The sequence below is a fragment of the Pectobacterium araliae genome, assembly GCF_037076465.1.
In the GTDB taxonomy this organism is placed as follows: domain Bacteria; phylum Pseudomonadota; class Gammaproteobacteria; order Enterobacterales; family Enterobacteriaceae; genus Pectobacterium; species Pectobacterium araliae.
Window position 1 is genome coordinate 3,266,010 of sequence record NZ_AP028908.1, and the last position, 25,911, is coordinate 3,291,920.

A 25,911-nucleotide genomic window follows, 5' to 3' on the forward strand; every position below is an offset into this window, starting at 1 on the left:
TCTCCATCAGGTTGTTCACGGCTATCCGCTTTACGCTCAAGCCGCCTACTCTGTTTCCAGCGCCCCTTTTTGGGAAAGCGGAAACGTCTGAAATTAGTGATTCTGATATTTCTTGGTACGCCTCGTCGGCACCGTATTCGCCGGATCGTCCGGCCAGACATGCTTGGGGTAACGCCCCTTCATCTCTTTTTGCACATCGCGGTATGTGCCTTGCCAGAATGCCGCTAAATCACGCGTAATCTGTAGTGGACGCTGTGCTGGCGATAAAAGTTCCAATACCAGCGCCACACGTCCCTCCGCCAGCAGCGGGCTGTGCTGCTCGCCGAACATTTCCTGCATCCGCACCGACAGCACCGGAGGCTTATCATCATAATAGGCGATGGGCAAACGGCTACCGCCGGGAGCCGTATAGTGCGTGGGCAACGCGCTATCCAACCGCTGGCGCAGCGACCAATCCAGCAATCTCAGCAGCGCGTCGCTCAAATTAATCTGGTGCAACGCACGTAAATCGCGCACGCCAGACAGCGACGGCTGTAACCAGATTTCCAACGTTGCCAGCAGCGTATCATCATCCACTCGCGGCCAGTGAACCTCAGGCAGCCACTGACACGCGCACTGTAGACGAGCACGTAGCTGCAACGCCGCGGCATCCCAGTTTAATGCACGTATTCCCTGATCCCGAATCCAGGATAGCATCGCCTGCTGTAATGCCTCATCGGAAGGCTTATTCAACGGGCGCGTTCGCAGAGTCAGGCAACCTATCTGGTCGCGCTGGCTGGCGCGCAGAGTACCCTTTTCTTCGTCCCAGTGCACCACGTTACGCTCATTTATTAATCCAGGTAACCGCCGCTCCAGCCGTTCAATATCCAGCGGCAACGCCAGCAGGATCCGCGCATCTGCGCTTTGCTTGTTTTGCACTAATCGATCGTTCTGTAGCAACGCTGGGGTCAGCAGCCACTCCGTACCTGACAGCGCTTCATCGGCCGACATCATCGCGCCGCTGCCGTTAGCAAGCTGGTAGCGCCCATCCTGACTACGCCGCCGGGCGATACGGTCAGGGAAAGCCTGTGCCAACAGCCAGTCGGCTTCGCCGCCGTCAATATGTCCCGACGTCGTCGATAAACGGCGCGTCAGCTGTTTTGCCCGCCGCAACCAATGAGAGAGTGGACGATGCAGCCAGTCAGCCAGATTAATCGATCCGCTACGCGGTGGCTCTTCAAGTATCGCCGCCAGACATCCGGCGGTAGTCAACGCGTCTGAACTTTGCTGTGACGCGGCATACAGCATCGTCGCCAGGCGGGCATCGCAGCCTAACGCGGCTATCTTCCGACCCTCGGCGGTTAACCGATCCTGTTCATCGGTAATACCGAGCTGGCGCAGCAGCTGGCGTGCGGCATAAAGTGCAGGGGCTGGCAGCGTATCCAGCCAGGTTAATTGCGCCACATCGGTACAACCCCACTGTAATAAATCCAGCCAGATGCTGCTTAAATCGCTATTCAGTATCTCGGCTTCGCTTTGTGCCGCTGCACGTTCGGCCTGTTCGCGAGAGCATAAATGCCAGCATATACCGGGAGTTAAGCGCCCGGCACGTCCGGCGCGCTGTACCATCGACGCCTGACTGATTCGCTGTGTCACCAGCCGAGTGACACCGCTTTTCACATCAAAGCTGGCTACGCGCTCAAGGCCGCTGTCCACCACCAGCCGGATACCTTCAATTGTCAGACTGGTTTCAGCGATATTGGTGGCTAACACCACCTTACGACGACCCGGCTCCGCAGGCAGAATGGCCTTTTGCTGTTCCGCCAGCGTCAATGCGCCATATAAAGGACAGAGATCTGTCTCGCCCGACACGCTATTTTCCAGCAGCGACTGTACGCGGCGAATCTCCGCGACGCCGGGTAAAAACAGCAGCAGAGAGCCGTCTTCTTCACTGAGCAGACGCCTCACCTGTCGCGCAACGCCCTCTTCCAATCGTTCCTGACTATTTAGTGGGGCATAGCACCGCGCTACCGGATAGCTGCGACCTTCGGAAACCACGCAGACGGCGTCCGGCAGCAGCGCGGCCAGCCGCGCATTGTCGAGTGTCGCGGACATAATCAGCAGTTTTAAATCGTCACGTAGCCCTTGCTGCACATCAAGCAGCAGCGCCAGTGCCAAATCAGCCTGCACGCTACGCTCATGGAATTCATCAAGGATGATCAGCGCCACGCCTTGCAGTTCCGCATCCTGTTGCAGCACACGGGTTAGCATGCCTTCGGTGACCACTTCCAGCTTCGTTGCACGACTCACGCAGGTTTCCGAGCGCATCCGATAACCTATCGTTTGCCCCGGTTCTTCACCTAGCTGCTGTGCCAACCGCCAGGCCACACTCTTCGCTGCCAGTCGGCGCGGCTCCAGCATGATGATGCGCCCGTTCAAATTGCCTTGTTGCAGTAATTGCAACGGCAGCCAGGTTGATTTCCCCGCCCCCGTTGGGGCATTGAGCAGCACCTGAGGCGCAGTATGTAGCGCCGTTATCACATCATCCAGCACGGCGCTGACGGGCGGTAAAATCACAGACATCTCCGTATAAGGTTAACTTTCAGCGGCGAGCATTGTAGCATCTGGATGAATGTCGCATCGGATGGAATCAGAACAAGAGAGTGCACCATGCCAGCCCCCCGCCGCCTGTTTTTTGCTTTATCACTGCCGGAAGCCATACAGCAAGCGATTATTCGCTGGCGTGCCGAACACTTCCCTCTGGACGCCGGCCGTCCAATCGCTGCCGCTAATCTTCATCTGACGCTGGCGTTTTTGGGCGATGTCAGCGAGCAAAAAGCGCAGGTCTTACAGACATTGGCGGGCCGCATCCGTCAGCCCGCGTTTTCCCTTACGCTGAATGACGCTGGACACTGGCCGCGTCCCGGCGTGGTCTGGTTGGGCTGCCGTCGTGCACCGCGCGGGCTGCTACAGCTGGCGGAACTGCTGCGTTCTCAGGCCGCGCGCAACGGCTGCTATCAAACGGCATTGCCGTTTCATCCGCACATTACGCTATTGCGTGGCGCGATCCGCCCCGTTGCGATTCCCCCCGCCATCTTTAGCTGGCAGGTCGACATGACGCACTTTTCACTTTACGAGTCACTTTTCAATAATGGCAAAACCCGCTATCAGCAGTTGGAAAGCTGATCATTTATTAAATAAGTAATCGAGTGGATAAACAAAAAACAGGATTCTCATGGACTATACCCCACGCTTACAACCCGCCCGATTGATTAAACGTTACAAACGCTTTTTAGCTGATGTCGTGACCCCAGAAGGCGAGGAACTCACGCTGCACTGCGCCAATACGGGGGCAATGACGGGTTGTGCGACACCCGGCGATACCGTCTGGTATTCAACGTCCGATAATCCTAAGCGTAAGTATCCGCAAAGTTGGGAACTCACTGAAACGCAACAAAATCACTGGATTTGTGTCAATACTCTGCGTGCCAACACATTATTGTACGAAGCCTTATTAGAGAATCGCATAGAAGAGTTGGCGGGCTACTCAGACGTAAAAACAGAAGTGAGATACGGTACGGAAAACAGCCGAATCGACCTGCTTTTACAGGCGCCGGACAAGATTGACTGCTATATTGAGGTGAAATCCGTCACATTATTGCAACATGAATGTGGTTACTTTCCCGATGCGGTTACACTCAGAGGGCAAAAGCATCTGCGTGAACTGCAACAGATGGTTTCCAATGGAAAACGCGCTGTCCTTTTTTTCGCCGTGCTCCATTCAGGAATCCAGCAGGTTTCTCCTGCCCGGCATATTGATTCACGCTATGCGGAATTATTTATCGAAGCACAGCAGGCTGGGGTTGAAATTTTATGTTACGGCTCCACATTATGCCCTGATGGTATTAAATTGACGCACAAACTACCGTTGTTGGGATGAAACGCAAGCATTGCATAACACGCCGAACGTACCACCAAAGGCGTAACACATTGTTTATTATTTAATGTATACAAGTTGTTCCTCACACTTTATCAGGCCGGTGTCAGGAAGCATTGCCAACCCCATCTTCATCTGCTATTTATAGCGGCCTGTTTTTTCCCCCCCTTTGGGGGCCGATATACCCAGATAGCTGAAGTTCTGGCCAACAACGCCGCAACTTCACTGCATAAAAGGGTATTATGCGTGTCGTGTTATGTAGGAGAAGCAACATGCAAGAAGGGCAAAATCGTAAGACATCTTCTCTGAGCATTCTCGCAATTGCCGGAGTAGAGCCGTACCAAGAGAAGCCGGGCGAAGAGTATATGAACGACGCTCAGCTGGCTCATTTCAAGCGTATTCTTGAAGCATGGCGCAACCAACTCATGGATGAAGTGGATCGGACTGTATCGCACATGCGCGATGAAGCCGCTAATTTTCCCGATCCCGTGGATCGCGCGGCGCAGGAAGAAGAGTTCAGTCTCGAACTGCGTAACCGTGACCGTGAGCGTAAGCTGATTAAGAAAATCGCCAAAACGCTGGTGAAAATCGAAGATGAGGACTTCGGATTCTGCGAATCCTGTGGCGTCGAGATTGGCATCCGCCGTCTGGAAGCTCGTCCGACTGCCGATCTGTGTATCGACTGCAAAACGCTGGCAGAGATACGCGAAAAACAAATGGCAGGATAATTATCCTATCCCAAATCGGCTCCTGCCACTCGCAGGAGCCGTCTTCGGATAATTTACCGCTGATGAATGGTATTCATCACTCTATCTTCTGTCTGGATAAAACGCTGACGAGATAGCACCAACCTCTTATGTCTGGAACAAACGGCTTCATCGAAACGCATCGTTACGTCGGGCGTTTTGCGCCTTCTCCCTCTGGTGACCTGCATTTTGGCTCACTGATCGCCGCACTGGGTAGTTATCTTCAAGCTCGTTCTCAACAAGGGCGCTGGCTGGTACGCATTGAAGACATCGATCCACCACGGGAAATTCCCGGTGCCGCCTCCCGCATACTCGCACAATTAGAACACTACGGACTGCACTGGGACGGCGAAGTGGTTTACCAGTCACAGCGGCATACGCGTTACCGTGAGATTCTTCGGCAGCTTCAACAGCAGGGAATGAGTTATTACTGCACCTGTACGCGTCGCCGCATTCAGCAGTTAGGTGGGCACTATGATGGCTATTGCCGAACGCGCAACCTGCCCGCCCACAACGCCGCGCTACGTCTGCACCAGACAACGCCAGTGTTTCATTTTCACGATAGATTACGTGGCGATCTGTATGCCGACCATGCTCTCGCTCAGGAAGATTTTATTATCCACCGCCGCGACGGGCTGTTTGCCTATAATCTGGCTGTGGTGATCGATGATAACGATCAGGGTATTACCGAGATCGTGCGCGGTGCCGATCTTATCGAGCCAACCGTGCGGCAAATCTCGCTCTATCGCCAGCTAGGCTACACGATCCCCACCTACGTTCATCTACCGTTGGTGTTGAATAACGAGGGAAATAAGCTTTCCAAACAAAATCACGCCCCTTCACTACCGAACAGCGATCCGCGTCCTGTGTTGCTCGCTGCACTGCAATTTTTGCATCAACCGCTGCCAGAAAACGGCCAGGATATGACGCTTTCCGCGCTTCTGGCATGGTCTGTGGCGCACTGGTCTCTGGATATCGTACCGTTACAGGCGGCAATAAACGCGTCTGCGATCACATCAGCATTCTCAAAGGGGCATTGGTGAGCTATGATTAGCCGCTATTTTTCGTGGCGCGCCATCCTTAGCCGCCCCTTTGGGGAGCGACGCCAATGCTGTGCTGTTGATTTATCCATCACTATCGAGGTGTATTATCTTTTCCCGAGTTGCTAATTTTTGTCGTAAAGTACTGAATCGTGAGAACGAAATGGTCGAATCAGAGGAACCGCGTCAACATTTGACGGTGATCCCGCGTGACCAACATACGATTTCACGCAGCGACATCAGCGATAACGCGCTGAAAGTACTTTATCGCCTGAACAAAGCGGGCTACGAAGCTTATCTGGTTGGTGGTGGCGTACGTGACCTGCTGCTGGGCAAAAAGCCGAAGGATTTTGATATCACCACTAACGCCACGCCCGATCAGGTGCGCAAGCTATTCCGCAACTGTCGTTTAGTTGGGCGTCGTTTCCGTCTCGCCCATATCATGTTCGGGCCAGAGGTGATTGAAGTTGCCACGTTCCGTGGTCACCACGAGCAGCATCAGGAACAGCAGGAAACCAAGAATTCCTCTCAGCAAGCTCAAAGCGGCATGCTGTTGCGCGACAATATTTTTGGTTCGGTAGAAGAAGACGCCCAACGCCGCGATTTCTCTATCAATAGTCTCTACTACAGCATTTCTGATTTCAGCGTACGTGATTATACCAATGGCCTGAACGATCTGCGTCAGGGCGTCATCCGTATGATCGGCGATCCTGAAACACGCTACCGTGAAGATCCGGTGCGGATGCTGCGTGCCGTTCGTTTCGCCGCCAAGCTAAACATGACCGTTAGCCCGGAAACCGCCGAACCGATTCCTCGTCTGGCCTCATTGTTGCACGATATTCCCGCAGCACGTATGTTTGAAGAATCGCTGAAGCTACTTCAGTCGGGCTATGGCTACCCGACTTATAAAATGCTGTGTGAATATCAGCTGTTCCAGCCGCTATTCCCACTGCTGAGCCGTTATTTCACACCAAACGGCGATTCCACTCTGGAGCGCATGGTTGCACAGGTGCTGAAAAATACCGACCAGCGTCTGCAAAACGACATGCGGGTAAATCCGGCATTTTTGTTCTCTGCCATGCTGTGGTATCCGCTGATTGAACATGTACAAAAATTGGCTCAGGAAAGTGGACTAGCCTACCTCGATGCGTTCGCGCTGGCGATGAACGATGTACTGGATGAGCAATGCCGTTCTCTGGCGATCCCTAAGCGTATTACCTCTTTAGTCCGCGACATCTGGCAGTTGCAAACGCGCCTGTCTCGTCGTCAGGGCAAACGCGCTTATAAGCTGATGGAACATCCTAAATTCCGTGCCGCATACGACCTGCTTTGTCTGCGTGCCGAAATTGAAAACCATCAGGAGCTGCTGCGTTTGGCTCAATGGTGGGGAGAATTCCAGGTTGCCGCACCGCCACGCCAACAAACCATGCTGAGATCGCTGGATGACGGCCCAACGCCGCATCGTCGCTCCCGCCCTCGTCGTCCACGTAAACCGACGACGGCACGCAGGGATCAAGCCTGATGGCTCGCGTGTATCTGGCGCTGGGCAGCAATCTTGCCCAGCCTTTGCAACAGGTACGCGCCGCACTGGCTGCGCTGGATGCGATTCCACAGACTCGCATCGTTTGCTGTTCCTCGTTTTATCGCAGTCGCCCACTCGGCCCACAGGATCAGCCAGATTATCTTAATGCCGTCGTTGAGCTGGAAACCGCATTAGCCGCCGAGTCATTGCTCGATTGCACACAGGCTATTGAGCGGGAACAAGGCCGAGAACGCAAGGAACATCGCTGGGGCCCGCGCACGTTGGATCTGGACATTCTGCTGTTCGGTGATGCCACGATCCAGACGGAGCGCCTGACCGTGCCGCATTACGATATGAAGAATCGTGAGTTCATGCTCTACCCGCTCGCGGAAATCGCGCCTGAACTGGCGTTCCCCGACGGCGAAACACTCGTGCAGCGGCTAGCCCATGTCGATCGCAATGGTCTGACATTGTGGGACGACAGCCATCCCATCTGAACCACAATAAAGCCAACATACAAGCAGATTGGAGCATGGCGGGTATATCGCTACACGTCAGCTTACATTAGAATGTTTCCCTCAATTCTTCGCCCTATTGACATAGGAAGACCGTCATGAAACCGACGACTATCTCCCACTTGCGCCAATGGAAACAAGAGCAGCGAAAATTCGCTACGATAACGGCTTACGACGCCAGCTTCTCTCGTTTGTTTTTTGAACAAGGCATTCGCGTGATGTTGGTGGGTGACTCTCTGGGAATGACCGTGCAAGGTCATGATTCCACCTTGCCTGTGACCACACACGACATCGTCTACCACACGCAGTGTGTCCGCCGTGGCGCACCGCTGGCGCTGGTTCTCTCCGATATGCCGTTTATGACCTATGCCACCCCAGAACAAACATTCAGCCAGGCAGCAGAACTGATGCGCGCTGGTGCGAATATGGTGAAACTGGAAGGTGGAAGCTGGCTTGCCCCGACGGTAAAAATGCTGACCGAACGCGCCGTACCGGTTTGCGGTCATCTGGGCCTGACGCCGCAGTCCGTTAATATCTTCGGTGGCTATAAAATTCAGGGTCGCAGCGAAAGCGATGCCAATCAGCTGTTGGCTGATGCCCTCGCGCTTGAAGAAGCAGGCGCACAGTTGCTCGTGCTGGAATGTGTCCCTGTCGCGCTGGCTAAACGCGTCACGGACGCGCTGTCGATTCCTGTAATCGGGATTGGCGCAGGTAATGTTACCGATGGGCAGATTCTGGTCATGCATGATGCTTTTGGCATTACCGGCGACAATACGCCTAAGTTTGCCAAGAACTTTCTGGCGCAAAGCGGTGATATTCGCGCGGCAGTACGCCTGTACGCAGAGGAAGTCGAACAGGGTTTCTACCCGGCCGAAGCGCATTCATTTCATTAAAGAACAATCGTTTCATTAAAAAACGAGCATTCCGCTAATCGGGCTATTTTTTAGGAGTACCAGTGTGTTAATAATCGAAACCCCTCTGCTGCTGCGCCGCGAAGTTCGTCGCTGGCGTCAGGAAGGGAAACGTATTGCTTTGGTTCCCACTATGGGCAATTTGCACGACGGGCACATGACGCTGGTCGATGAAGCCAAGGCACACGCCGATATCGTTATTGTCAGCGTTTTTGTCAATCCCATGCAGTTTGAGCGGCCAGATGATCTAGCCCGCTACCCCCGGACATTGCAGGAAGACTGCGAGAAATTGAACCGCCGTGGTGCCGATCTGGTTTTCGCACCAAGCCCAGATGTGATATATCCAAATGGGTTGGAATCGCAAACGTTTGTCGATGTACCCGGCCTGTCTTCTATGTTGGAAGGGGCTAGCCGTCCCGGCCATTTCCGGGGCGTAGCCACCATCGTTAGCAAGCTGTTCAATCTGGTACAGCCGGATTTGGCCTGCTTCGGCGAAAAGGATTACCAGCAGTTAGCGCTGATTCGGCAGCTGGTCCGCGATATGGGCTATGACATTGATATCATCGGCGTCCCTATCGTCCGCGCAAAAGACGGTTTGGCATTGAGTTCGCGTAATGGTTACCTTAGTGCTGAAGAACGCCAACTGGCACCGACGCTGTATCAGTTGATGATGGATCTGTCGGCGCAATTGGACAACGGCGATCGCCAGATCGATACATTACTGGAACAAACGGCAGACAAGCTGCGCGATGCAGGTTTTACGCCTGATGAGCTGTTTATCCGCGATGCGGATACGTTGCAACCGCTGAGCGCGGCCAGCACACGAGCAGTGATTTTGATGGCTGCCTGGTTAGGCAAGGCCAGATTGATTGATAACCACCAGGTCGATTTGACTGTATGAACCGAGGTAACAAAGCGATGATACGTACCATGCTGCAAGGCAAGCTGCACCGGGTCAAAGTGACTCAGGCCGACTTGCATTATGAAGGCTCTTGCGCCATCGATCAGGATTTTATGGATGCTGCGGGCATTCTGGAATACGAAGCGATTGATATCTACAACGTTGATAACGGTCAGCGTTTCTCTACTTACGCCATTGCGGGCGAAAGAGGCTCACGCATTATCTCCGTAAACGGTGCCGCCGCTCGCCTTGCCTGCGTAGGCGACAAATTGATTATCTGCTCCTACGTGCAGATGTCGGACGAGCAGGCCAGAAGCCACAGCCCAAAAGTTGCCTATTTCTCTGGCGATAACGAGCTGCAACGTCAGGCCAAAGCAATTCCGGTTCAGGTCGCCTGATCGCCAAGCAAAAGGCGGTGTTACCACCGCCTTTTCATTTACAGAGTTTACACACTACGTCCGTAACCCGCGACCGCGTTCAATCAGCCACCAGACCAGCAGATAAAACACCACGATAAAGGCAATCAGCACCGACATGGTGAACAGCAGCGGCACGTCCTGAATCCCGAGGAAGCCGTAGCGAAAACCGCTGATCATGTACACCACCGGGTTCAGTTTGGAAACAGCCTGCCAGACGGGCGGCAAGAGCGTCAGCGAGTAAAACACCCCGCCCAGATAGGTCAACGGCGTTAACACAAAGGTCGGAATCAGGCTGATATCATCAAAGGTTTTCGCAAATACCGCATTCAATAAGCCCGCCAGCGAGAACAGCGTCGCCGTCAGTAACAGCGTCAGAACGATGATCCACCAGGCATGGACATGCAACGGGACGAAGAACAGCGACACTGCGGTTACCAGAACGCCAACGCACAGGCCACGCGCGATGCCGCCACCAATATAACCCGCAATAATCACATGGGTTGGCACCGGCGCGACCAGCAGTTCTTCAATATTGCGCTGAAATTTAGCGCTGAAAAAGGAGGAAGCGACGTTGGCATAGGCGTTGGTAATCACCGCCATCATGATCAGACCCGGCACGATAAACTGCATGTAGGTAAAACCGTGCATTTCCCCAATACGTGAACCGATCAAGTTACCGAAAATAATAAAATACAGCGTCATGGTGATCACTGGCGGCACCAGCGTCTGGATCCAGATTCGTCCAAATCGGGTCACTTCTTTAACCCAGATACTCTGTAGCGCCACCCAATACAAACGCATCATGCCTTTTCTCCCTTACCGTTCACGCCGTCCCCATTAACCAACGTGACAAACAGCTCTTCCAACCGGTTAGCCTTATTACGCATACTTAATATTGTTATCCCCTGCGCGCTTAGCTGGCTGAACAACGCGTTCAGACCTTGCTCGCGCATCACATCTACTTCCAGCGTTGACGTATCCATCAGGCGGAATGCATAACCTTCAAGCTGTGGTAGCGGGCTTTTTGCCGCCAGATCGAAAATAAACGTTTCGGACTTCAGTTGGGCAAGTAGCTGCTTCATCGAGGTATTTTCCACCAGCTCACCCCGCTGAATAATCCCAATGTTGCGGCACAGCATTTCCGCTTCTTCCAGATAGTGCGTCGTCAGGATAATCGTGGTGCCCTGTGCGTTCAGCTCCTTCAAAAAGCCCCACATGGAACGACGTAACTCGATATCCACACCCGCAGTCGGTTCATCAAGAATCAGCAGCTTAGGCTCATGCATTAACGCACGCGCAATCATCAGGCGACGCTTCATCCCACCCGACAACATCATCGCTTTTTCGCTGCGCTTCTCCCACAGATCCAGCTGTTTCAGGTATTTTTCCGCACGCTGCAATGCATCCTGACGTTTCACGCCATAGTAGCCAGCCTGGTTAACCACAATCTGCAATACCGTTTCGAACGGATTGAAGTTAAATTCCTGCGGAACCAGTCCCAACTGGCGTTTCGCATTTACTTTATCCCGCTCAAGGTCGTAACCAAAGACGCGAACTTTACCGGCAGTTTTGTTCACCAACGAGCTGATAATCCCAATCGTAGTGGATTTTCCTGCGCCATTTGGCCCCAGCAGCGCATAGAAATCGCCCGCTTCCACGTTCAGGTCGATTCCCCGTAACGCCTTGACGCCTCCCGAATAAGTTTTGGTTAATTGCGCCAGTTCCAGTGCATATGTCATAAGAAATGGATTGCCTTATTATCAGTGAGTTCTACAGATTTGAAGTGTGACAAATATATACTCTAAATAATTCAAGTTTCAGGAAGGCGGCAAGAGAAGGACAAATTCGTCGGGAACGAATTTGACCAGCCAACGGCTGGCCTTCGGTGAGAGACAGGATGTCTCTCATTTCATCCCGATGAGCTTACTCAAGTAAGTGATTCGGGTGAGTGAACGCAGCCAACGCACATGCAACTTGAAGTATGACGAGTATAAACTATCGTTTTTCAAACGACGTATGTTGCCTTATATTACTCTTCACTGCCCCTTGTTTGTTACAGGTCATTTACTTTCATGAAAGAAATTGAAACGCTCATCGCGAACAACCAGCTTTGGTCTAAAACGATGGTGGAAGAGGACCCTGGCTATTTTGAACGCCTGGCGCAGGCGCAACGTCCCCGTTTTCTATGGATTGGATGCTCGGACAGTCGCGTACCTGCGGAAAGTCTGACCAGCCTTGAGCCTGGTGAACTGTTTGTTCACCGCAACGTCGCAAATCTGGTTATTCACACCGACCTCAATTGCCTGTCTGTCGTGCAATATGCCGTCGAAGTTCTCGAAGTCGAACACATCATCATCTGCGGCCACTACGGCTGTGGCGGTGTTCAGGCGGCGGTGGAAAACCCGGAACTGGGTTTGATTAACAACTGGCTGCTGCATATCCGTGATTTGTGGTACAAGCATAGTTCGCTGCTGGGGGAATTGCCTCCCGAACAGCGCCTGAATACGCTCTGTGAAATCAACGTTGTCGAGCAGGTTTATAACCTCGGCCACTCCACCATCATGCAGTCCGCCTGGAAACGTGGGCAGAAAGTCACCATCCACGGCTGGGTGTACGGTATTCAGGATGGCCGACTGCGCGATCTGGAAGTGACTGCAACCAACCGGGAGACGCTGGAACAGCGTTATCGCCGCGCGATTTCCACCCTGTCTTGATTCGCAGCCTGACGCCCACTCGCTGGGCGTCGCTCACGGCATCGGCCTTACCTTGACCGTTATTCTTGCGGAACAACCTTGCCGACATAAGGTAAATGGCGATAGTGCTGAGCATAGTCGATGCCGTATCCCACAACGAATTCATCAGGGATCGAGAACCCAACCCACTCGACTTTCACCGCCACTTCACGGCGCTCTGGCTTGTCCAATAGCGTACAGATAGCCAGCGATTTCGGCGCACGCAGTTGCAGAATTTCCCGCACTCTGCTCAGGGTATTGCCCGAATCGATAATATCTTCCACGATCAATACGTCTTTGCCGCGAATATCTTCATCCAAATCTTTCAGGATTTTAACATCGCGTGTACTGTTCATACCGCTGCCATAGCTGGATGCCGTCATGAAATCCACTTCGTGAGGGACATCGATCGCTCGGCATAAATCGGCCATAAAGATAAACGAGCCGCGCAATAGCCCCACCAGTACCATATCGCTGCCGCTATCACGGTAGTGTTCGCTGATCTGTTGCCCCAGTTCGGTAACCCGCGCCATCACTTCCTGCTCAGAAATCATGACTTCCACGGTATGTTTCATCATACTGATAACTCTTTGAAATAAGGTATTCAGCATCATCGGAAAAATGACAGATTCATTATTGATGATGCACCAATGCTGATGTCAATCAACCCAGGCCATGCCCGGGCGCGCGAAGTATAGCAGAAACCACACCGTGAAGGAGACACCATGAGCACACCATCCGTGGATGTTTGCTACAAAGTGAATGCCCCGCTTTCCAGCCAACAGTTCATTGAGCTGTTGGCGAAAACCTCGCTGGGGCCACGCCGCTGGCGGTGGATTACTACCCGAAATTAGGGTTTGAAAAACACAACAGCGCCTGGATCAGGCCGGCGTCAGATTTACACGCAGACGCGTAATCATTTCGTTTCAGAGCCGTCAGCGGTATTGCTGGCGACCGACAAAGCAGGATACAGAACCGGAGGGTCCGTCTTAATGCTTAAACGCACCTGCTGCCCCGGTTCAAACCAGTTACCGGTCTGCACCAACAGCATCAGTTCCCCCAGCTTCACTCGATACAGGTTTGATGTCCCCATAAACAGCCGATCTTCGATAAATGCCGGACCATCAGGATCGAGCGCCAATGCCACATCAGCAGGACGCACCATCCAATCGCACGGCGAATCGATCGGCTGATTAAGTGGATGTGTCGCCTGATGATCGCCCAATGGGCTTTGCCATTGATGGTCGCTCATAATTTTCACAGGCAAATAGTTAGTATTTCCCATAAAATCAGCGACAAAGCGGCTATTCGGCCGATGGTACAGCTCGGAGGGATAGCCCTGCTGCATAATCTTCCCTTCATCCAGCAGAATCAGGTGGTCGGCGCAGGCAAAGGCTTTTTCTCGGCTGTGCGTGGCGAACACCGCCGCAACATGACGCTGTTTGAGCACCTGCCGTAACTCAGTAATCAGGCGATAGCGGGTCTGGCTGTCCAGACCTGGAAACGGTTCGTCCAGCAACAGCAGTTTCGGCTCACAGGCCAGTGCGCGGGCGATGGCCAAACGCTGTTGCTGTTCATTTGATAGCTCGAGTGGATAGCGCGCGGCAACCTCGTCCAGTTGCAAAAGTGCCAGCATCTCCGCACAAATTGGCTTCACCTCGCTTTCCGGACGACCATATAACCCAAACGCAATATTGCCTGTGACGGTCAGATGCGGGAAAAGTGCATAATCCTGAAAAATCAGCCCAACCTGACGCCGTTCAGGCAAGACGTACTCCTGCGGTGAACTGACGGGCTCTCCTTCCAACAAAATTTTGCCCTGAGTTATGGGCAGCAGGCCCGCAATCACCTGTAATAACACCGTTTTACCGCAACCGTTCTTACCCAGTAGACAAATCGTCTCATCATCGCGCACGGCAAAGGAAATGTTCTCCAACACGGGAGACTGCGGCAACGAACAACTTACCGACTGAACGCTCAGAATATCTATCGACGCAGCCATGTGATTATCCTTTTATATTCAATGCGCGATTCAGTCCAAAAACCGGTATCAGCCCTACCGCCACCAGCACCAACGCAGGAAAGGCAAATGATGCAATCTGCCCACTCACCGTAAAACGAAAAACATAGGTTGCCAGCGTATCGATCCCAAAAGGACGCAGCAGCAGCGAAACATTCAACTCTTTCATGCTTTCCGTGAAAATCAACAACGCCCCGATGAACAGGCTTTGGCGCAGCAGCGGGATATGCACACGTGACCAGAGGCTGAGGGGGGAAGCCCCCAGTACAAGGCTCGCGCTGTCCAGCGAACGCGGGATAGCGTCCATACTGCGCTCAAGGCTGTCCAGCATCAAACGCCCAAATTTAACGCTATAGGCGAGGATAAGAGTAAACAGCGAGCCCGCCAGCCAAGCATCTGCTGTGGGTAGCCCGGCAGCGCTAGCAAAAAGAGTAATCCCACTATCCACCAGCGACAGCAAGGTAAACAGCCCGACAGCCAGTACCGTGCCAGGCAAAGCAAAACTCAGGCTCACCAGCCGAACCGGCGTCTGGTTGGCAAACACGCCAACCGTGCGGGTGTAGAAGATAAACGACAGTGCCATTAGTGTAATGATGACGGTCGCCGTGGAAGACGCCAGCAGACTATTCGTCACCGCGTGAAGAAACGCCATGTCCCATACCGACATCATGTGCTGGAGGGCTAAAAAGAGGAGATACAACAGTGGAAACAGAAATGACAGACAGACAATTCCCCAGCAGTAACCGCGAGCGACCCTACTGCGCCACCCACTCAACATAGGCGGAACTACCAGAGAAGCGTTCAACTGAGCTTGATAAATTTTCTGCTTCCGACGCCAAAGATTAACCAGAAACATCAAGAGAAAGATCGCGGGTAGAATTAACGCACCAAGCCGCGCCGCCGCGCCGAGATCGCCCTGCTGTTGCCAGATATCGAGCACCTGCGTTGTCATGGTTGGAATACCAAGATAAGACGCTGCACCATAATCGCCCAGTGTCTCAACCACCACCAACGCCCCACCGCAGGCAATCGCGGGTAGTGCAATAGGCAAACATAAGTGACGGAATACCTGTGAACGCGTCTGATTCAGTAAACGAGCCGAATGGATAAGGCTGGCAGGCTGTTTCACCAGCGCTTCACGCACTAACAGATAAATATAGGGATATAAGACTAGCGCCAACACCAGACTCACGCAGCCCAGAGAAACAGATAGTCCAACAGTGTGGGATTCTTCCCACGGCGATGCTATCTGTAGCCCCCCCTCTCGCAACAGCAAGGAAAGATGCCGTAACGCATCGGTATAAAGGTAAGCAAGCAGGAATGCAGGCATCGCGAGCGGCAGGCAAAGCGCCCATTGCAATACTCGATGACTGGGAAAGCGGTACATGGCGATAAACCAGGCGGAAGGCAACCCAAACAGCAGACTGAAAAAAAGCGTGCCAATCACGATAACCGCAGAGTGCATCAGGTAGGTGGGTAGCCCGATTTGCCACAGTTGGGTAAATCCCATCCCGTCGGCAAAAAAAACCTGATAAAAAACCGTCGCTAAAGGAAGCAGCAACAGTCCCGCCAACAACCAACTACTGACGCGCCAGACACCGGAGATCATAGAATAAAAGCTGTATTAGATAAGATCGTTGTTATTAATAACAGAGCCTGACAGCGGCGTCATCGTATCAAACAACGATAAATAGGCTCTAATCCTGCGATTAACCTGATACGGCTTTTATTATCGAAATAAAATCAAATAAATAACTTATATTTCAGCTAATTATTAAAATTATTTTCCCCTCGCCCAGGCTCTGCTTTTTTATCACCATTCTCGAAATAATTCGCGTTGCAAGACAGGATGCCATCGTTTTGAACAACACGACGTGTACACCCACGAAAGTGAGTTCTTAAGAAACACCAGCATACGTGCGGTTTGAAGGATGATGGGGATATCAGATGTTTCCCGTAAGAAAGCTTGGAAAACCCTGCGATATCTGTGATAACGTCACCTGACGATATTTGGAACAGGTTCAACCATGAAAAACTCTGCGCTGGCTCTGCTCCTGCTAAGCCTGATGAGCTTCTCTTCCGCCAGCAAGGCGCTGAATGAATTTGAAGCGGAAGATCTGGCCGATCTGACCGCGATCTTTGTTTATCTGAAAAATCACTGTGGCTACCAAGACCTGCCAAATGAGCAGGTTCGTCGGACATTGGTCGCATTTGCGCAGCAAAATCGCTGGGATCTCAGTAATTATAGCGCTTACGACATGACAGCGATGGGGGAAGACAGCTATCGCGATCTGAGTAAAATCGCAATCCCAACGCCGAAGAAATGTCAGTCTCTGGCACGTAATTCGCTCGGTTTGCTCTCCTACGCGCAGTAACTCCCCTCCTCCTCCGCACTAACTGAAATTTGACCGTGCAAGCGGCAAAAGCGCCAGTGATGATGACTACCTCAGGCAGCAGTGCTGCCTTTTCCATTGCTCCAGTGACTCATACATTTCCCCGCACACTATTTCGTCAAAAACGATGCGCATCACATTTATTTCTTTCTGCATTTTTTACTTGCATTCTCTAACGGCCTTGCCACATCTGGGTTCGCGTGATTTTGTATAAGGTCAACTAAAAATCATATATCTTGTGTGGTTGAAATTTCAAATGTCCACATCTAGTATTCCTTGTGTAGCCGTCACGTAACAGATCGCTACCCAGTGGATCGGTTCGGGTGCATATGCCCTGAAGATAGCCGCTCCGACATACTTCTTTCACGCCAAAGGGTAAATACGAATCATGCGTATTACTATTTTCACTAAGCCAGATTGTGTTCAATGCAACGCCACATGCCGTGCGCTGGATAAGCAAGGAATTAACTATCAACTGGTGGACTTAACTGAAGATGAACAGGCGTTACAGCAGGTAAGAGCGTTGGGCTATCAGCAGGTACCCGTCGTGATGACGGCCGACGATCATTGGAGCGGCTTCCGCCCGGATAAGATCAGTACTCTAAACGCCGCCCTGCAATTGTAGTAAGGAGGCATGATGAACCCGCTGGTCTATTTCTCCAGCCAGTCGGAAAACACGCATCGCTTCATTTCCAGGGTTGGCTTACCAGCCCTGAGAATTCCGATAGCGACAGAACAGCCTGCTTTGAAAGTTGATCGCCCCTATATTCTGGTTGTCCCCAGCTACGGCGGAGGCAGCACGAAAGGGGCTGTGCCGCGTCAGGTCATCATCTTTCTCAACGATCCGCACAATCGCGCTTATCTGCGCGGCGTGATTGCCGCAGGCAATACCAATTTCGGTGCAGCGTACTGCATCGCCGGTGACATCATCGCGCAGAAATGTCAGGTGCCCTACCTGTACCGCTTTGAATTGCTCGGCACGGCAGAAGACGTAGCAAATGTGCGTAAGGGAGTAACTGAATTTTGGCAACAACAGACCACGTGAGTGCAAAGGCAACCAAGACCGACACGGATGCCCACGCGCTCGATTACCACGCGCTCAATGCGATGCTGAACCTCTACGACGCAGAGGGGAATATCCAGTTTGAGATGGATAAGCTCGCAGCTCGCCGTTATTTTCTACAACACGTCAACCAGAACACTGTGTTCTTCCATAATCTGGAAGAGAAACTGCGTTATCTGGTGGAAGAAGGCTATTACGAAGCAGACGTGCTGGACCAGTATCAATTTGATTTCATCAAAAGCCTTTTCCAGCAGGCTTATGCCCACAAATTCCGTTTTCAGACTTTTTTAGGGGCGTTCAAATACTATACCGGCTATACGCTCAAAACCTTTGATGGCAAACGCTATCTGGAACGTTACGAAGATCGCGTTTGTCTTGTTGCGCTGGCTCTCGCCAAAGGGGACACCGCGGTGGCGAGCGCATTAGTCGACGAGATCATCAGCGGACGTTTCCAGCCAGCCACTCCGACCTTCCTCAACTGCGGTAAAAAACAGCGCGGTGAATTGGTCTCCTGCTTCCTATTGCGAATTGAAGATAATATGGAGTCGATTGGTCGAGCGATTAACTCAGCGCTTCAGCTCTCAAAACGCGGCGGTGGTGTGGCCTTCATGCTCAGTAACATCCGCGAGACTGGTGCGCCGATCAAGCGTATCGAAAATCAGTCATCCGGCATTATTCCTATCATGAAAATGCTGGAAGATGCGTTTTCCTACGCCAACCAGTTGGGTGCGCGTCAGGGCGCGGGGGCGGTGTACCTCAATGCACATCACCCGGATATTCTGCGTTTTCTGGATACCAAGCGAGAAAATGCCGATGAGAAAATCCGCATCAAGACGCTGTCTTTAGGTGTGGTCATCCCCGATATCACGTTCCAGCTCGCGAAAAATAATCAGGTGATGTACCTGTTCTCACCCTATGATGTCGAACAGGTTTACGGCGTGCCGCTGTCGGAAATTAGCGTGACCGAAAAATACCACGAGATGGTAAACGATAAACGCATTCGTAAATCCCAAATCAAAGCGCGCGAATTTTTCCAGATTCTCGCTGAAATCCAGTTCGAGTCCGGTTACCCCTACATGATGTTTGAGGATACGGTGAACCGTGCGAACCCGATTCACGGCCGCATCAATATGAGTAACCTGTGCTCTGAGATTTTGCAGGTCAACGAGGCCAGCCTGTACGACGACGATCTTGGCTATCGCCATATTGGTAAAGACATCTCCTGTAACCTCGGTTCGATGAATATCGCCAACGCGATGGCCTCGCCCGATTTCGGTCAGACAGTTGAAATGGCGATCCGTGCGCTGACTGCCGTTTCCGATATGAGCCACATCAGCTCCGTGCCATCCATCGAAAAAGGCAACGACCAATCGCATGCGATTGGTTTAGGCCAGATGAACCTGCACGGCTACCTGGCGAAAGAGCGTATTTTTTACGGTACAGAAGAAGCCATCGATTTCACCAATATCTATTTCTACACCGTCGCTTTCCACGCGATTCGGGCATCGAATGCGTTAGCGATAGAGCGGAACCAACGCTTCTCAGGCTTCGAGCACTCCAAATACGCCACGGGCGAGTATTTTGATAAGTACGTTGAACAGCGTTGGGAACCGACAACGGCACGTGCACGCGAGCTGTTTGAGCAGGCTGGCATCCACATTCCTACTCAGCAGGATTGGGCGGCGCTACGTGAGTCCGTGATGGCGCACGGCATTTATAATCAGAATTTGCAGGCGGTTCCGCCGACCGGTTCGATTTCGTATATCAACCACTCGACGTCCAGCATCCACCCGATTGTGTCACGTATCGAAATTCGTAAAGAGGGCAAGATCGGTCGCGTCTACTACCCTGCCCCTTACATGAACAATGACAATCTGGAGTACTACCAGGATGCCTATGAAATCGGGCCGCAGAAGATTATCGACACCTATGCCGCCGCCACACAGCACGTCGATCAAGGGCTGTCGCTGACGCTGTTTTTCCGCGATACCGCCACCACGCGTGACATCAATAAAGCGCAGATCTACGCCTGGACCAAAGGTATTAAGACTATTTACTACATTCGCATACGGCAGATGGCGCTGGAAGGCACCGAAGTTCAGGGTTGTGTGTCCTGTGCGCTATAAGCCATCGCGGAAGGAAATCGAAGCATGACCGCACTCACTCGCGTCCAGGCGATTAACTGGAACAAAATTGAAGACGACAAAGATTTGGAAGTCTGGAACCGCCTGACGTCTAACTTCTGGCTACCGGAAAAAGTGCCGCTGTCGAACGATATTCCGTCATGGAGTACGTTGAATGCCCACGAACGTCAGTTGACGATCCGCGTTTTCACTGGCCTGACGCTGCTGGACACCATCCAAAATACGCTGGGTGCGCCAACACTCATGCCAGACGCGGTGACGCCGCATGAAGAAGCGGTGCTCTCTAACATCAGCTTTATGGAAGCGGTACATGCCCGTTCATACAGCTCAATTTTTTCGACGCTGTGTCTAACCAGCGAAGTGGATGATGCTTATCGCTGGAGTGAAGAAAATCCCGCCTTACAGAAAAAGTCGGACATTATTCTGTCACACTACCGCAGTGACGATCCGCTGATGAAGAAAGTCGCCAGCGTGTTTCTGGAATCGTTCCTGTTTTACTCTGGCTTCTATCTGCCGATGTACTGGTCGAGCCGCGCCAAGCTCACTAACACGGCGGATTTGATTCGACTCATCATCCGTGACGAAGCGGTACACGGTTACTATATTGGCTACAAATTTCAGCGTGGGTTGGCGAAGGCGGATCCCGCTCGCCAGCAGCAGGTGAAAAATTTCGCCTACGATCTGCTACAGGATTTGTACGACAATGAAGTGCTATATACTCAGGAACTCTATGACGGCGTCGGCTGGACGGAAGATGTGAAGAAATTCCTCCACTACAATGCGAACAAGGCGCTGATGAATCTCGGCTATGAAGCGCTGTTCCCCGCCAGTATGACGGATGTGAATCCGGCGATCCTCTCGGCACTCTCGCCAAACGCAGATGAGAACCATGACTTCTTCTCTGGTTCCGGTTCATCTTATGTGATCGGGAAAGCCGTCAACACTGAAGACGAAGATTGGGACTTCTAAATGATAGGTCACCGCTTCGCGCGGTGACCAAAATCATGGACAATCACGCATACCGTTCTGACGACATTCTTTCAAAAGGCTTTTATTGTTATGCCTACTTGCCATCGTTCCATCACGTCCGGCATCGGCACCGTGTTTTTCGGTACCATGTTGATGCTACTTGTGGGTTGTGATAACGCCTCTACGGCCCCCACATCCCCCTCTGATGCACCTCATACCGACAGTTCCGGCAGTTGGCCTCGCACATTACAAACACGGAAAGGCCCACTTACCCTCAACCATCAGCCGCAACGTATTGTGTCCACCAGCATCACGATCAGCGGCACCCTGCTGGCAATCAATGCGCCGCTCGTCGCATCCGGAGCCACCGCCCCCAATAGCACGGTGGCCGATGAACAGGGCTTCTTCACACAATGGTCTCAGGTAGCAAAACAGCGAGGTGTCAAACCCCTTTACATCACAGAACCCAACGCTGAAGCCATCGCGGAAGCCAATCCCGATTTGATCGTGCTCGCGGCCACAGGAGGAGATTCAGCGCTCAAATTGTATGAGCAACTCTCTGTTATTGCGCCGACATTGGTGATCGATTATGGCGATAAAAGCTGGCAACAGTTGGCAGAGCAACTGGGGAACGCCACAGGCCATAGTGAAGATGCCGAGCAAATTATCACCCAGTTCGAGCAACGGGTTAAAGACGTGAAACAGGCGATTCAGTTGCCTCCCCAGCCGGTATCCGCCCTAGTCTATTATGAAGATGGACGCGGCGTAAACCTATGGACGGCCGCCTCAGCACAGGGGAAATTGCTGACAGCGTTGGGCTTTCAGTTAGCGGCGCTACCGGCCGGCATTCAGACCGAAACCCGACAAGGAAAGCGTCAAGATATCGTGCAAATCTCTGGGGAAAACATGGCAGCCAGCCTGAACGGTCAATCATTACTGCTATTTTCAACCCGTGAAAGCACGGTAAGTAACGTAATGAACAACCCGTTTCTCAGCCACCTGATGCCGATCCAACAGAAACAGGTATGGGACATGGGACCGGATACGTTCCGGTTGGATTACTACAGCGCCAGTAACATGCTGAACAAAATAGAAACGTCCTTCCGAAAACCGTAACCGACCTCAAGACGAGCGTGCTGGCGACTCATCTGGCACGCTTTCCGCTTCCGGTGTACCGAACCGGCACTGGCGGAGCGATCGCCCCATACAGGCCATGAGCATCACCAGTAACGCCGCGACCGCCCCAAATGTCAATATGCTCATCGCCGGCGTCATCAATCGCGCCATCATCCCTAGCCCCAGCGCTCCGAACGAATCGCCAGTCACATCCTGTGCTGTGCCGAAACTGTTCACCCGCCCCAGTAGCCGATCGGGGGTATAGCTTTGGATTAACGTGAATTGTAACAGCGACACCATCGCGTTGAGGTAGCCATAGCACACCAGTGCCACTAGCGCTGGCACGATATGCGTATACATCCCTAGCGAAGCAACAGCCCAAAATGCCGCGCAGGCGCATCCCAGCATCAGAAGCCCAGGCCGGGTAACACCGGCTACCCACCCACTGGTAAATGCGCCCAGCATTGCGCCCAGAGGAACCGCCGCAAACATCAACCCGACGGCAGAGGGGCCAGCATGCCAGGTGTTTTCCGCCAGTGCAGGAAACAGCACTCGCATGGCGCCGATCATGCTAACCAGCAGGCCAATCAGCACCACCGCCCCCACAACGCGATGGGAACACACAAACGCGATCCCACCAGCCAGCGATCGCAATGGGTGTTCCGGCTCTCCCTGCTCCGGTTTCATCGCGGGCAACCGCGTCAGTGGGATTAATGTCGCCAGCGTCCCCACTGCCGCAATCGCAAAATTCCACCCAACGCTACTCGTGGCAATAATGATCCCTCCCAGCGCAGGTGACAAAATAGCCCCCAGACGCACAGTCAGCATACTCAACGCCCCTGCGGCAGGAAGATTCTCTCGCCCTACCAGCAGCGGGATGACCGCCATCAACGCGGTCATCCCCAGCGCGCCAAAAAAACCGTCCCAAAATGCCAGTACATAGAGAGCAAGCAGTGACGGTGCACTTAAAAATGCATTGATGCTCAGCGCCACAAATCCCAAACCACAAATCGCACGAGAAAACAGAATAAGCCGCCGCCTATCATAACGATCTGCCAGAACGCCGCCCAATATCAGCCCAGCAAACATGCCGATACCGTCTAACGTCACCGCAACCCCGACTTGCAGCGTTGAACCGGTCATCGCCTGTATCTGTATCGGCACACCGACGGTCAACATTCCCAACGCAAATACAGACAGCATTCGGGCAAAGAAAATGGCACGGAACGACGCGTTGTTTTTGAGCAAGCTGAAATCCAGCAGAATTGATGATTTAGCCATAATGTCCACAGAGCAATAAGGTCGTACACCGTCAGACGCTGGTGCTACGTCAATGTATTTGATGGGAAACTCATGTTACCATGGAATCCAACAAACACTAATGATAACCATTCTCAGTAATTATGTTAATCAAAAGACATCGGTAAGGATGCTACTGTTGCAAAAATCGCCAACTCAGCCTCATCCCCATGTCATCAGCGTGACAGATCGCGATTTAAGACGCAGATATGGCCTGATACTCCTGTCTCTGCTGTTAGCAGCGACAGCGATAGCAAGCCTGATGCTGGGAGCAAAACCTATCGCTCCGCAAATCGTCTGGCACAGCCTGATAGGGACGCTACAGGGTGCTGATAGCACCATCATTACGCAGGCCCGTCTGCCACGTACGTTGGCCGGGATCGTGGCCGGCATGGCGTTGGGAAGTGCCAGTGCCGTGATTCAAGCGTTAACACGCAACCCGCTAGCCGACCCCGGTATTCTTGGCATTAATGCGGGCGCCAGCTTCGCGATTGTCGTCAGTATCAGCCTATTCGGTATTAACAGTATGGAGGCTTGGCTCGGTAGCGCCTGGATTGGCGTACTATTCGCCAGCCTGATGGTGTGGATTATCGGCACATTAAGCGGTGGCCGAGTCAATCCGCTCCGGTTAACACTCGCAGGGGTGGCGCTGCATGCGGTGCTGTCCGGAATGACATCCTCCATTTCTTTGCTCGACCCACAGGCGTTTGATCAGTTGCGGATGTGGGAAGCTGGCACGCTGGATATTCGCTCGTTGCACAATGTCGCGCTGGCTACGCCCGCTATCGTGCTAGGTATCGGATTGGCGCTACTCATCGGCAGAATGCTAAATACGCTCAGTATGGGTGAAGACCTCGCGACGGCTCTCGGCTCCAGAGTGGTGTTGACTCGTACCATCGCCATTATCGCCGTGATGCTGTTATGCGGTTCCGCTACCGCGCTAGTCGGCCCGATTGGTTTTATCGGTCTGATGACACCTCATATTGTTCGCTGGTGGACAGGACCTGATCAACGTTGGATTGTGCTCTATTCACTGCTATTTGCCCCTATTCTCCTTTTAAGTGCCGACATCGTCGGACGCCTGCTGGTTACTGGCGAGCTTCGCGTTTCAATCGTAACCGCATTTATCGGCGCACCGATGTTGATTTGGCTGGTTCGGAGACGTCAGTCATGACACCCACCCACTATCTGAGTAGCCCATTCGGCCGCCTGCCGCTACGAGTTATTATCACCAACCTGGCACTGCTTCTGACCATGCTAACGCTACTGACGCTGGCCATACGTCTCGGCTCCTTAGCCCTCACATCACGTGACGTGTGGCTGGCGTTTGCTCACTTTTTTACGCACAACAACCACGATACCAATATAGTAACGATCGTCACTCAATGGCGGGCTCCCCGAGCGATCATGGCGCTGCTGCTAGGGGCTGGACTGGGCGTTAGCGGTGCGATTTTTCAGTCTATTACCCGCAACCCGTTAGGAAGCCCTGATATCGTGGGTTTCAATACTGGAGCCTATACTGGCGCGTTAGTCACGATTATCCTCTTCGATAGCGGTTATTATCGTGTCGCCAGCGGCGCGATGCTGGGGGGGATCGCGACGGCGGCAGTGATCTACCTACTCGCCTGGCGCCAGGGAATCAGCGGTTTTCGTTTGATCATCATCGGTATTGCCATCAGCGCCATACTGGCGGCATTCAATACCTGGTTAAAGATCACCGGGTCGCTGGATAGCGTGATGACCGCCGCACTGTGGGCCGCCGGCACGCTCAACGGTATGACGTGGGCAAAAGCGCAACCAGCGTTGTCATTAATCCCTGTGACCATTCTGGCAACATTGCTGCTGGGGCGACGTTTGCATTTGTTGGAAATGGGGGACGACAGCGCCCGTGCGTTAGGCGTGAATGCGGAAGCCAGTCGGCTATGGTTGATGCTATGTGGTATTTTGCTCACCGCCGTCGCCACCGCGTGTGCAGGCCCGATATCCTTTATCGCACTCGCGGCTCCGCAAATCGCCCGTCGCTTGATCAAGGCCAGTGCAACCCCATTGTTATGTTCCGCGTTAGTCGGCGCGGTGTTACTGATCATGGCAGATATCATTGCACAACATAGTTTTTCCGCAATTCAACTGCCAGTCGGTGCGGTGACGGTCAGTCTGGGAGGCCTGTATCTGATTGGCCTACTGATTCAAGAAGCGCGTCGTTAA

Annotated in this window: 26 protein-coding genes; 19 read left to right on the forward strand and 7 right to left on the reverse strand. The window is 52.8% G+C overall.

Annotated elements, in window-relative coordinates:
* Positions 1 to 93: 93 nt before the first annotated feature.
* Entirely contained in the window at positions 94 to 2,556 is a 2,463-nt protein-coding gene (gene hrpB / locus AACH44_RS14825; RefSeq protein WP_261847749.1) for an ATP-dependent helicase HrpB, read from the reverse strand.
* Between the two features lie 93 nt (positions 2,557 to 2,649).
* Here hrpB and thpR point away from each other — a divergent pair, with 93 nt between their 5' ends.
* The 9 genes from thpR to panD all read left to right on the forward strand — a co-directional run bounded on the left by thpR (position 2,650) and on the right by panD (position 9,949).
* Positions 2,650 to 3,165: an RNA 2',3'-cyclic phosphodiesterase gene (gene thpR / locus AACH44_RS14830; RefSeq protein WP_261847750.1), complete on the forward strand. Its 516-nt coding sequence runs from the start codon at positions 2,650 to 2,652 to the stop codon at positions 3,163 to 3,165.
* 49 nt (positions 3,166 to 3,214) lie between these two features.
* A complete protein-coding gene (gene sfsA / locus AACH44_RS14835; RefSeq protein WP_261847751.1) occupies positions 3,215 to 3,919 on the forward strand; it encodes a DNA/RNA nuclease SfsA in 705 nt (234 codons plus the stop codon).
* Positions 3,920 to 4,188: 269 nt separating this feature from the next.
* Positions 4,189 to 4,644, forward strand: coding sequence for an RNA polymerase-binding protein DksA (dksA, locus tag AACH44_RS14840; protein WP_005969032.1), 456 nt, complete (start codon positions 4,189 to 4,191; stop codon positions 4,642 to 4,644).
* A gap of 128 nt (positions 4,645 to 4,772) precedes the next feature.
* Positions 4,773 to 5,705, forward strand: a complete 933-nt coding sequence (gene gluQRS / locus AACH44_RS14845) for a tRNA glutamyl-Q(34) synthetase GluQRS (RefSeq protein ID WP_261847752.1) — start codon at positions 4,773 to 4,775, stop codon at positions 5,703 to 5,705.
* Positions 5,706 to 5,811: 106 nt separating this feature from the next.
* Entirely contained in the window at positions 5,812 to 7,224 is a 1,413-nt protein-coding gene (gene pcnB / locus AACH44_RS14850; protein WP_261847779.1) for a polynucleotide adenylyltransferase PcnB, read from the forward strand.
* Positions 7,224 to 7,721 carry a 2-amino-4-hydroxy-6-hydroxymethyldihydropteridine diphosphokinase gene (folK, locus tag AACH44_RS14855; RefSeq protein ID WP_261847753.1) on the forward strand — a complete coding sequence of 166 codons (498 nt, stop codon included), beginning with the start codon at positions 7,224 to 7,226 and terminating at the stop codon, positions 7,719 to 7,721. Before pcnB ends, folK begins: the two co-directional genes overlap by 1 nt.
* Positions 7,722 to 7,837: 116 nt before the next feature.
* Positions 7,838 to 8,632 carry a 3-methyl-2-oxobutanoate hydroxymethyltransferase gene (panB, locus tag AACH44_RS14860; RefSeq protein ID WP_261847754.1) on the forward strand — a complete coding sequence of 265 codons (795 nt, stop codon included), beginning with the start codon at positions 7,838 to 7,840 and terminating at the stop codon, positions 8,630 to 8,632.
* 64 nt (positions 8,633 to 8,696) lie between these two features.
* A complete protein-coding gene (gene panC / locus AACH44_RS14865) occupies positions 8,697 to 9,551 on the forward strand; it encodes a pantoate--beta-alanine ligase (protein WP_261847755.1) in 855 nt (284 codons plus the stop codon).
* 17 nt (positions 9,552 to 9,568) lie between these two features.
* Entirely contained in the window at positions 9,569 to 9,949 is a 381-nt protein-coding gene (gene panD, locus AACH44_RS14870) for an aspartate 1-decarboxylase (protein ID WP_014916285.1), read from the forward strand.
* A gap of 54 nt (positions 9,950 to 10,003) precedes the next feature.
* Here panD and AACH44_RS14875 read toward each other — a convergent pair whose 3' ends face one another.
* Positions 10,004 to 10,774 (reverse strand): ABC transporter permease, encoded by a 771-nt coding sequence (locus tag AACH44_RS14875; protein ID WP_261847756.1) that lies wholly within the window; start codon positions 10,772 to 10,774, stop codon positions 10,004 to 10,006.
* Positions 10,771 to 11,709, reverse strand: coding sequence for an ABC transporter ATP-binding protein (locus AACH44_RS14880; RefSeq protein WP_261847757.1), 939 nt, complete (start codon positions 11,707 to 11,709; stop codon positions 10,771 to 10,773). The genes AACH44_RS14875 and AACH44_RS14880 overlap by 4 nt, the downstream gene beginning before the upstream one ends.
* 333 nt (positions 11,710 to 12,042) lie before the next feature.
* On the opposite strand from AACH44_RS14880, the gene can reads away from it, so the two are divergent.
* Complete coding sequence (can, locus tag AACH44_RS14885; RefSeq protein WP_005969011.1) at positions 12,043 to 12,684, forward strand: carbonate dehydratase; 642 nt, start codon at positions 12,043 to 12,045, stop codon at positions 12,682 to 12,684.
* A gap of 59 nt (positions 12,685 to 12,743) precedes the next feature.
* Here can and hpt read toward each other — a convergent pair whose 3' ends face one another.
* Entirely contained in the window at positions 12,744 to 13,277 is a 534-nt protein-coding gene (hpt, locus tag AACH44_RS14890; RefSeq protein WP_261847780.1) for a hypoxanthine phosphoribosyltransferase, read from the reverse strand.
* Positions 13,278 to 13,427: 150 nt separating this feature from the next.
* On the opposite strand from hpt, the gene AACH44_RS14895 reads away from it, so the two are divergent.
* A complete protein-coding gene (locus AACH44_RS14895) occupies positions 13,428 to 13,556 on the forward strand; it encodes a hypothetical protein (RefSeq protein WP_261847758.1) in 129 nt (42 codons plus the stop codon).
* Positions 13,557 to 13,618: 62 nt separating this feature from the next.
* On the opposite strand, the gene AACH44_RS14900 is transcribed toward AACH44_RS14895, so the two are convergent.
* Both AACH44_RS14900 and AACH44_RS14905 read right to left on the reverse strand, forming a co-directional pair.
* Complete coding sequence (locus AACH44_RS14900) at positions 13,619 to 14,704, reverse strand: ABC transporter ATP-binding protein (protein WP_261847759.1); 1,086 nt, start codon at positions 14,702 to 14,704, stop codon at positions 13,619 to 13,621.
* Positions 14,705 to 14,708: 4 nt separating this feature from the next.
* Entirely contained in the window at positions 14,709 to 16,331 is a 1,623-nt protein-coding gene (locus AACH44_RS14905) for an ABC transporter permease (protein WP_261847760.1), read from the reverse strand.
* A gap of 418 nt (positions 16,332 to 16,749) precedes the next feature.
* Between AACH44_RS14905 and AACH44_RS14910 the strand changes: the two genes are divergently transcribed.
* The 6 genes from AACH44_RS14910 (at position 16,750) to fepB (ending at position 22,407) form a co-directional block, all read left to right on the forward strand.
* On the forward strand, positions 16,750 to 17,097 hold the full coding sequence (locus tag AACH44_RS14910; RefSeq protein ID WP_005968999.1) for a YacC family pilotin-like protein: 348 nt from the start codon (positions 16,750 to 16,752) through the stop codon (positions 17,095 to 17,097).
* Between the two features lie 406 nt (positions 17,098 to 17,503).
* Positions 17,504 to 17,740, forward strand: coding sequence for a glutaredoxin-like protein NrdH (gene nrdH, locus AACH44_RS14915; protein WP_205552894.1), 237 nt, complete (start codon positions 17,504 to 17,506; stop codon positions 17,738 to 17,740).
* A gap of 12 nt (positions 17,741 to 17,752) precedes the next feature.
* Positions 17,753 to 18,160: a class Ib ribonucleoside-diphosphate reductase assembly flavoprotein NrdI gene (gene nrdI, locus AACH44_RS14920; RefSeq protein ID WP_010280810.1), complete on the forward strand. Its 408-nt coding sequence runs from the start codon at positions 17,753 to 17,755 to the stop codon at positions 18,158 to 18,160.
* A 62-nt stretch (positions 18,161 to 18,222) separates the two neighbouring features.
* Positions 18,223 to 20,304 carry a class 1b ribonucleoside-diphosphate reductase subunit alpha gene (gene nrdE / locus AACH44_RS14925; protein WP_338659618.1) on the forward strand — a complete coding sequence of 694 codons (2,082 nt, stop codon included), beginning with the start codon at positions 18,223 to 18,225 and terminating at the stop codon, positions 20,302 to 20,304.
* Between the two features lie 24 nt (positions 20,305 to 20,328).
* The gene (nrdF, locus tag AACH44_RS14930; protein ID WP_261847762.1) at positions 20,329 to 21,291 is read left to right on the forward strand and encodes a class 1b ribonucleoside-diphosphate reductase subunit beta; all 963 of its coding nucleotides are present in this window, start codon (positions 20,329 to 20,331) and stop codon (positions 21,289 to 21,291) included.
* 90 nt (positions 21,292 to 21,381) lie between these two features.
* Positions 21,382 to 22,407, forward strand: coding sequence for a Fe2+-enterobactin ABC transporter substrate-binding protein (gene fepB, locus AACH44_RS14935; protein ID WP_261847763.1), 1,026 nt, complete (start codon positions 21,382 to 21,384; stop codon positions 22,405 to 22,407).
* Positions 22,408 to 22,413: 6 nt separating this feature from the next.
* On the opposite strand, the gene entS is transcribed toward fepB, so the two are convergent.
* Positions 22,414 to 23,688 (reverse strand): enterobactin transporter EntS, encoded by a 1,275-nt coding sequence (gene entS / locus AACH44_RS14940; RefSeq protein ID WP_261847764.1) that lies wholly within the window; start codon positions 23,686 to 23,688, stop codon positions 22,414 to 22,416.
* Between the two features lie 193 nt (positions 23,689 to 23,881).
* On the opposite strand from entS, the gene fepD reads away from it, so the two are divergent.
* Both fepD and fepG read left to right on the forward strand, forming a co-directional pair.
* The gene (gene fepD / locus AACH44_RS14945; RefSeq protein ID WP_425606656.1) at positions 23,882 to 24,880 is read left to right on the forward strand and encodes a Fe(3+)-siderophore ABC transporter permease; all 999 of its coding nucleotides are present in this window, start codon (positions 23,882 to 23,884) and stop codon (positions 24,878 to 24,880) included.
* Complete coding sequence (gene fepG / locus AACH44_RS14950; RefSeq protein WP_261847766.1) at positions 24,877 to 25,911, forward strand: iron-enterobactin ABC transporter permease; 1,035 nt, start codon at positions 24,877 to 24,879, stop codon at positions 25,909 to 25,911. The genes fepD and fepG overlap by 4 nt, the downstream gene beginning before the upstream one ends.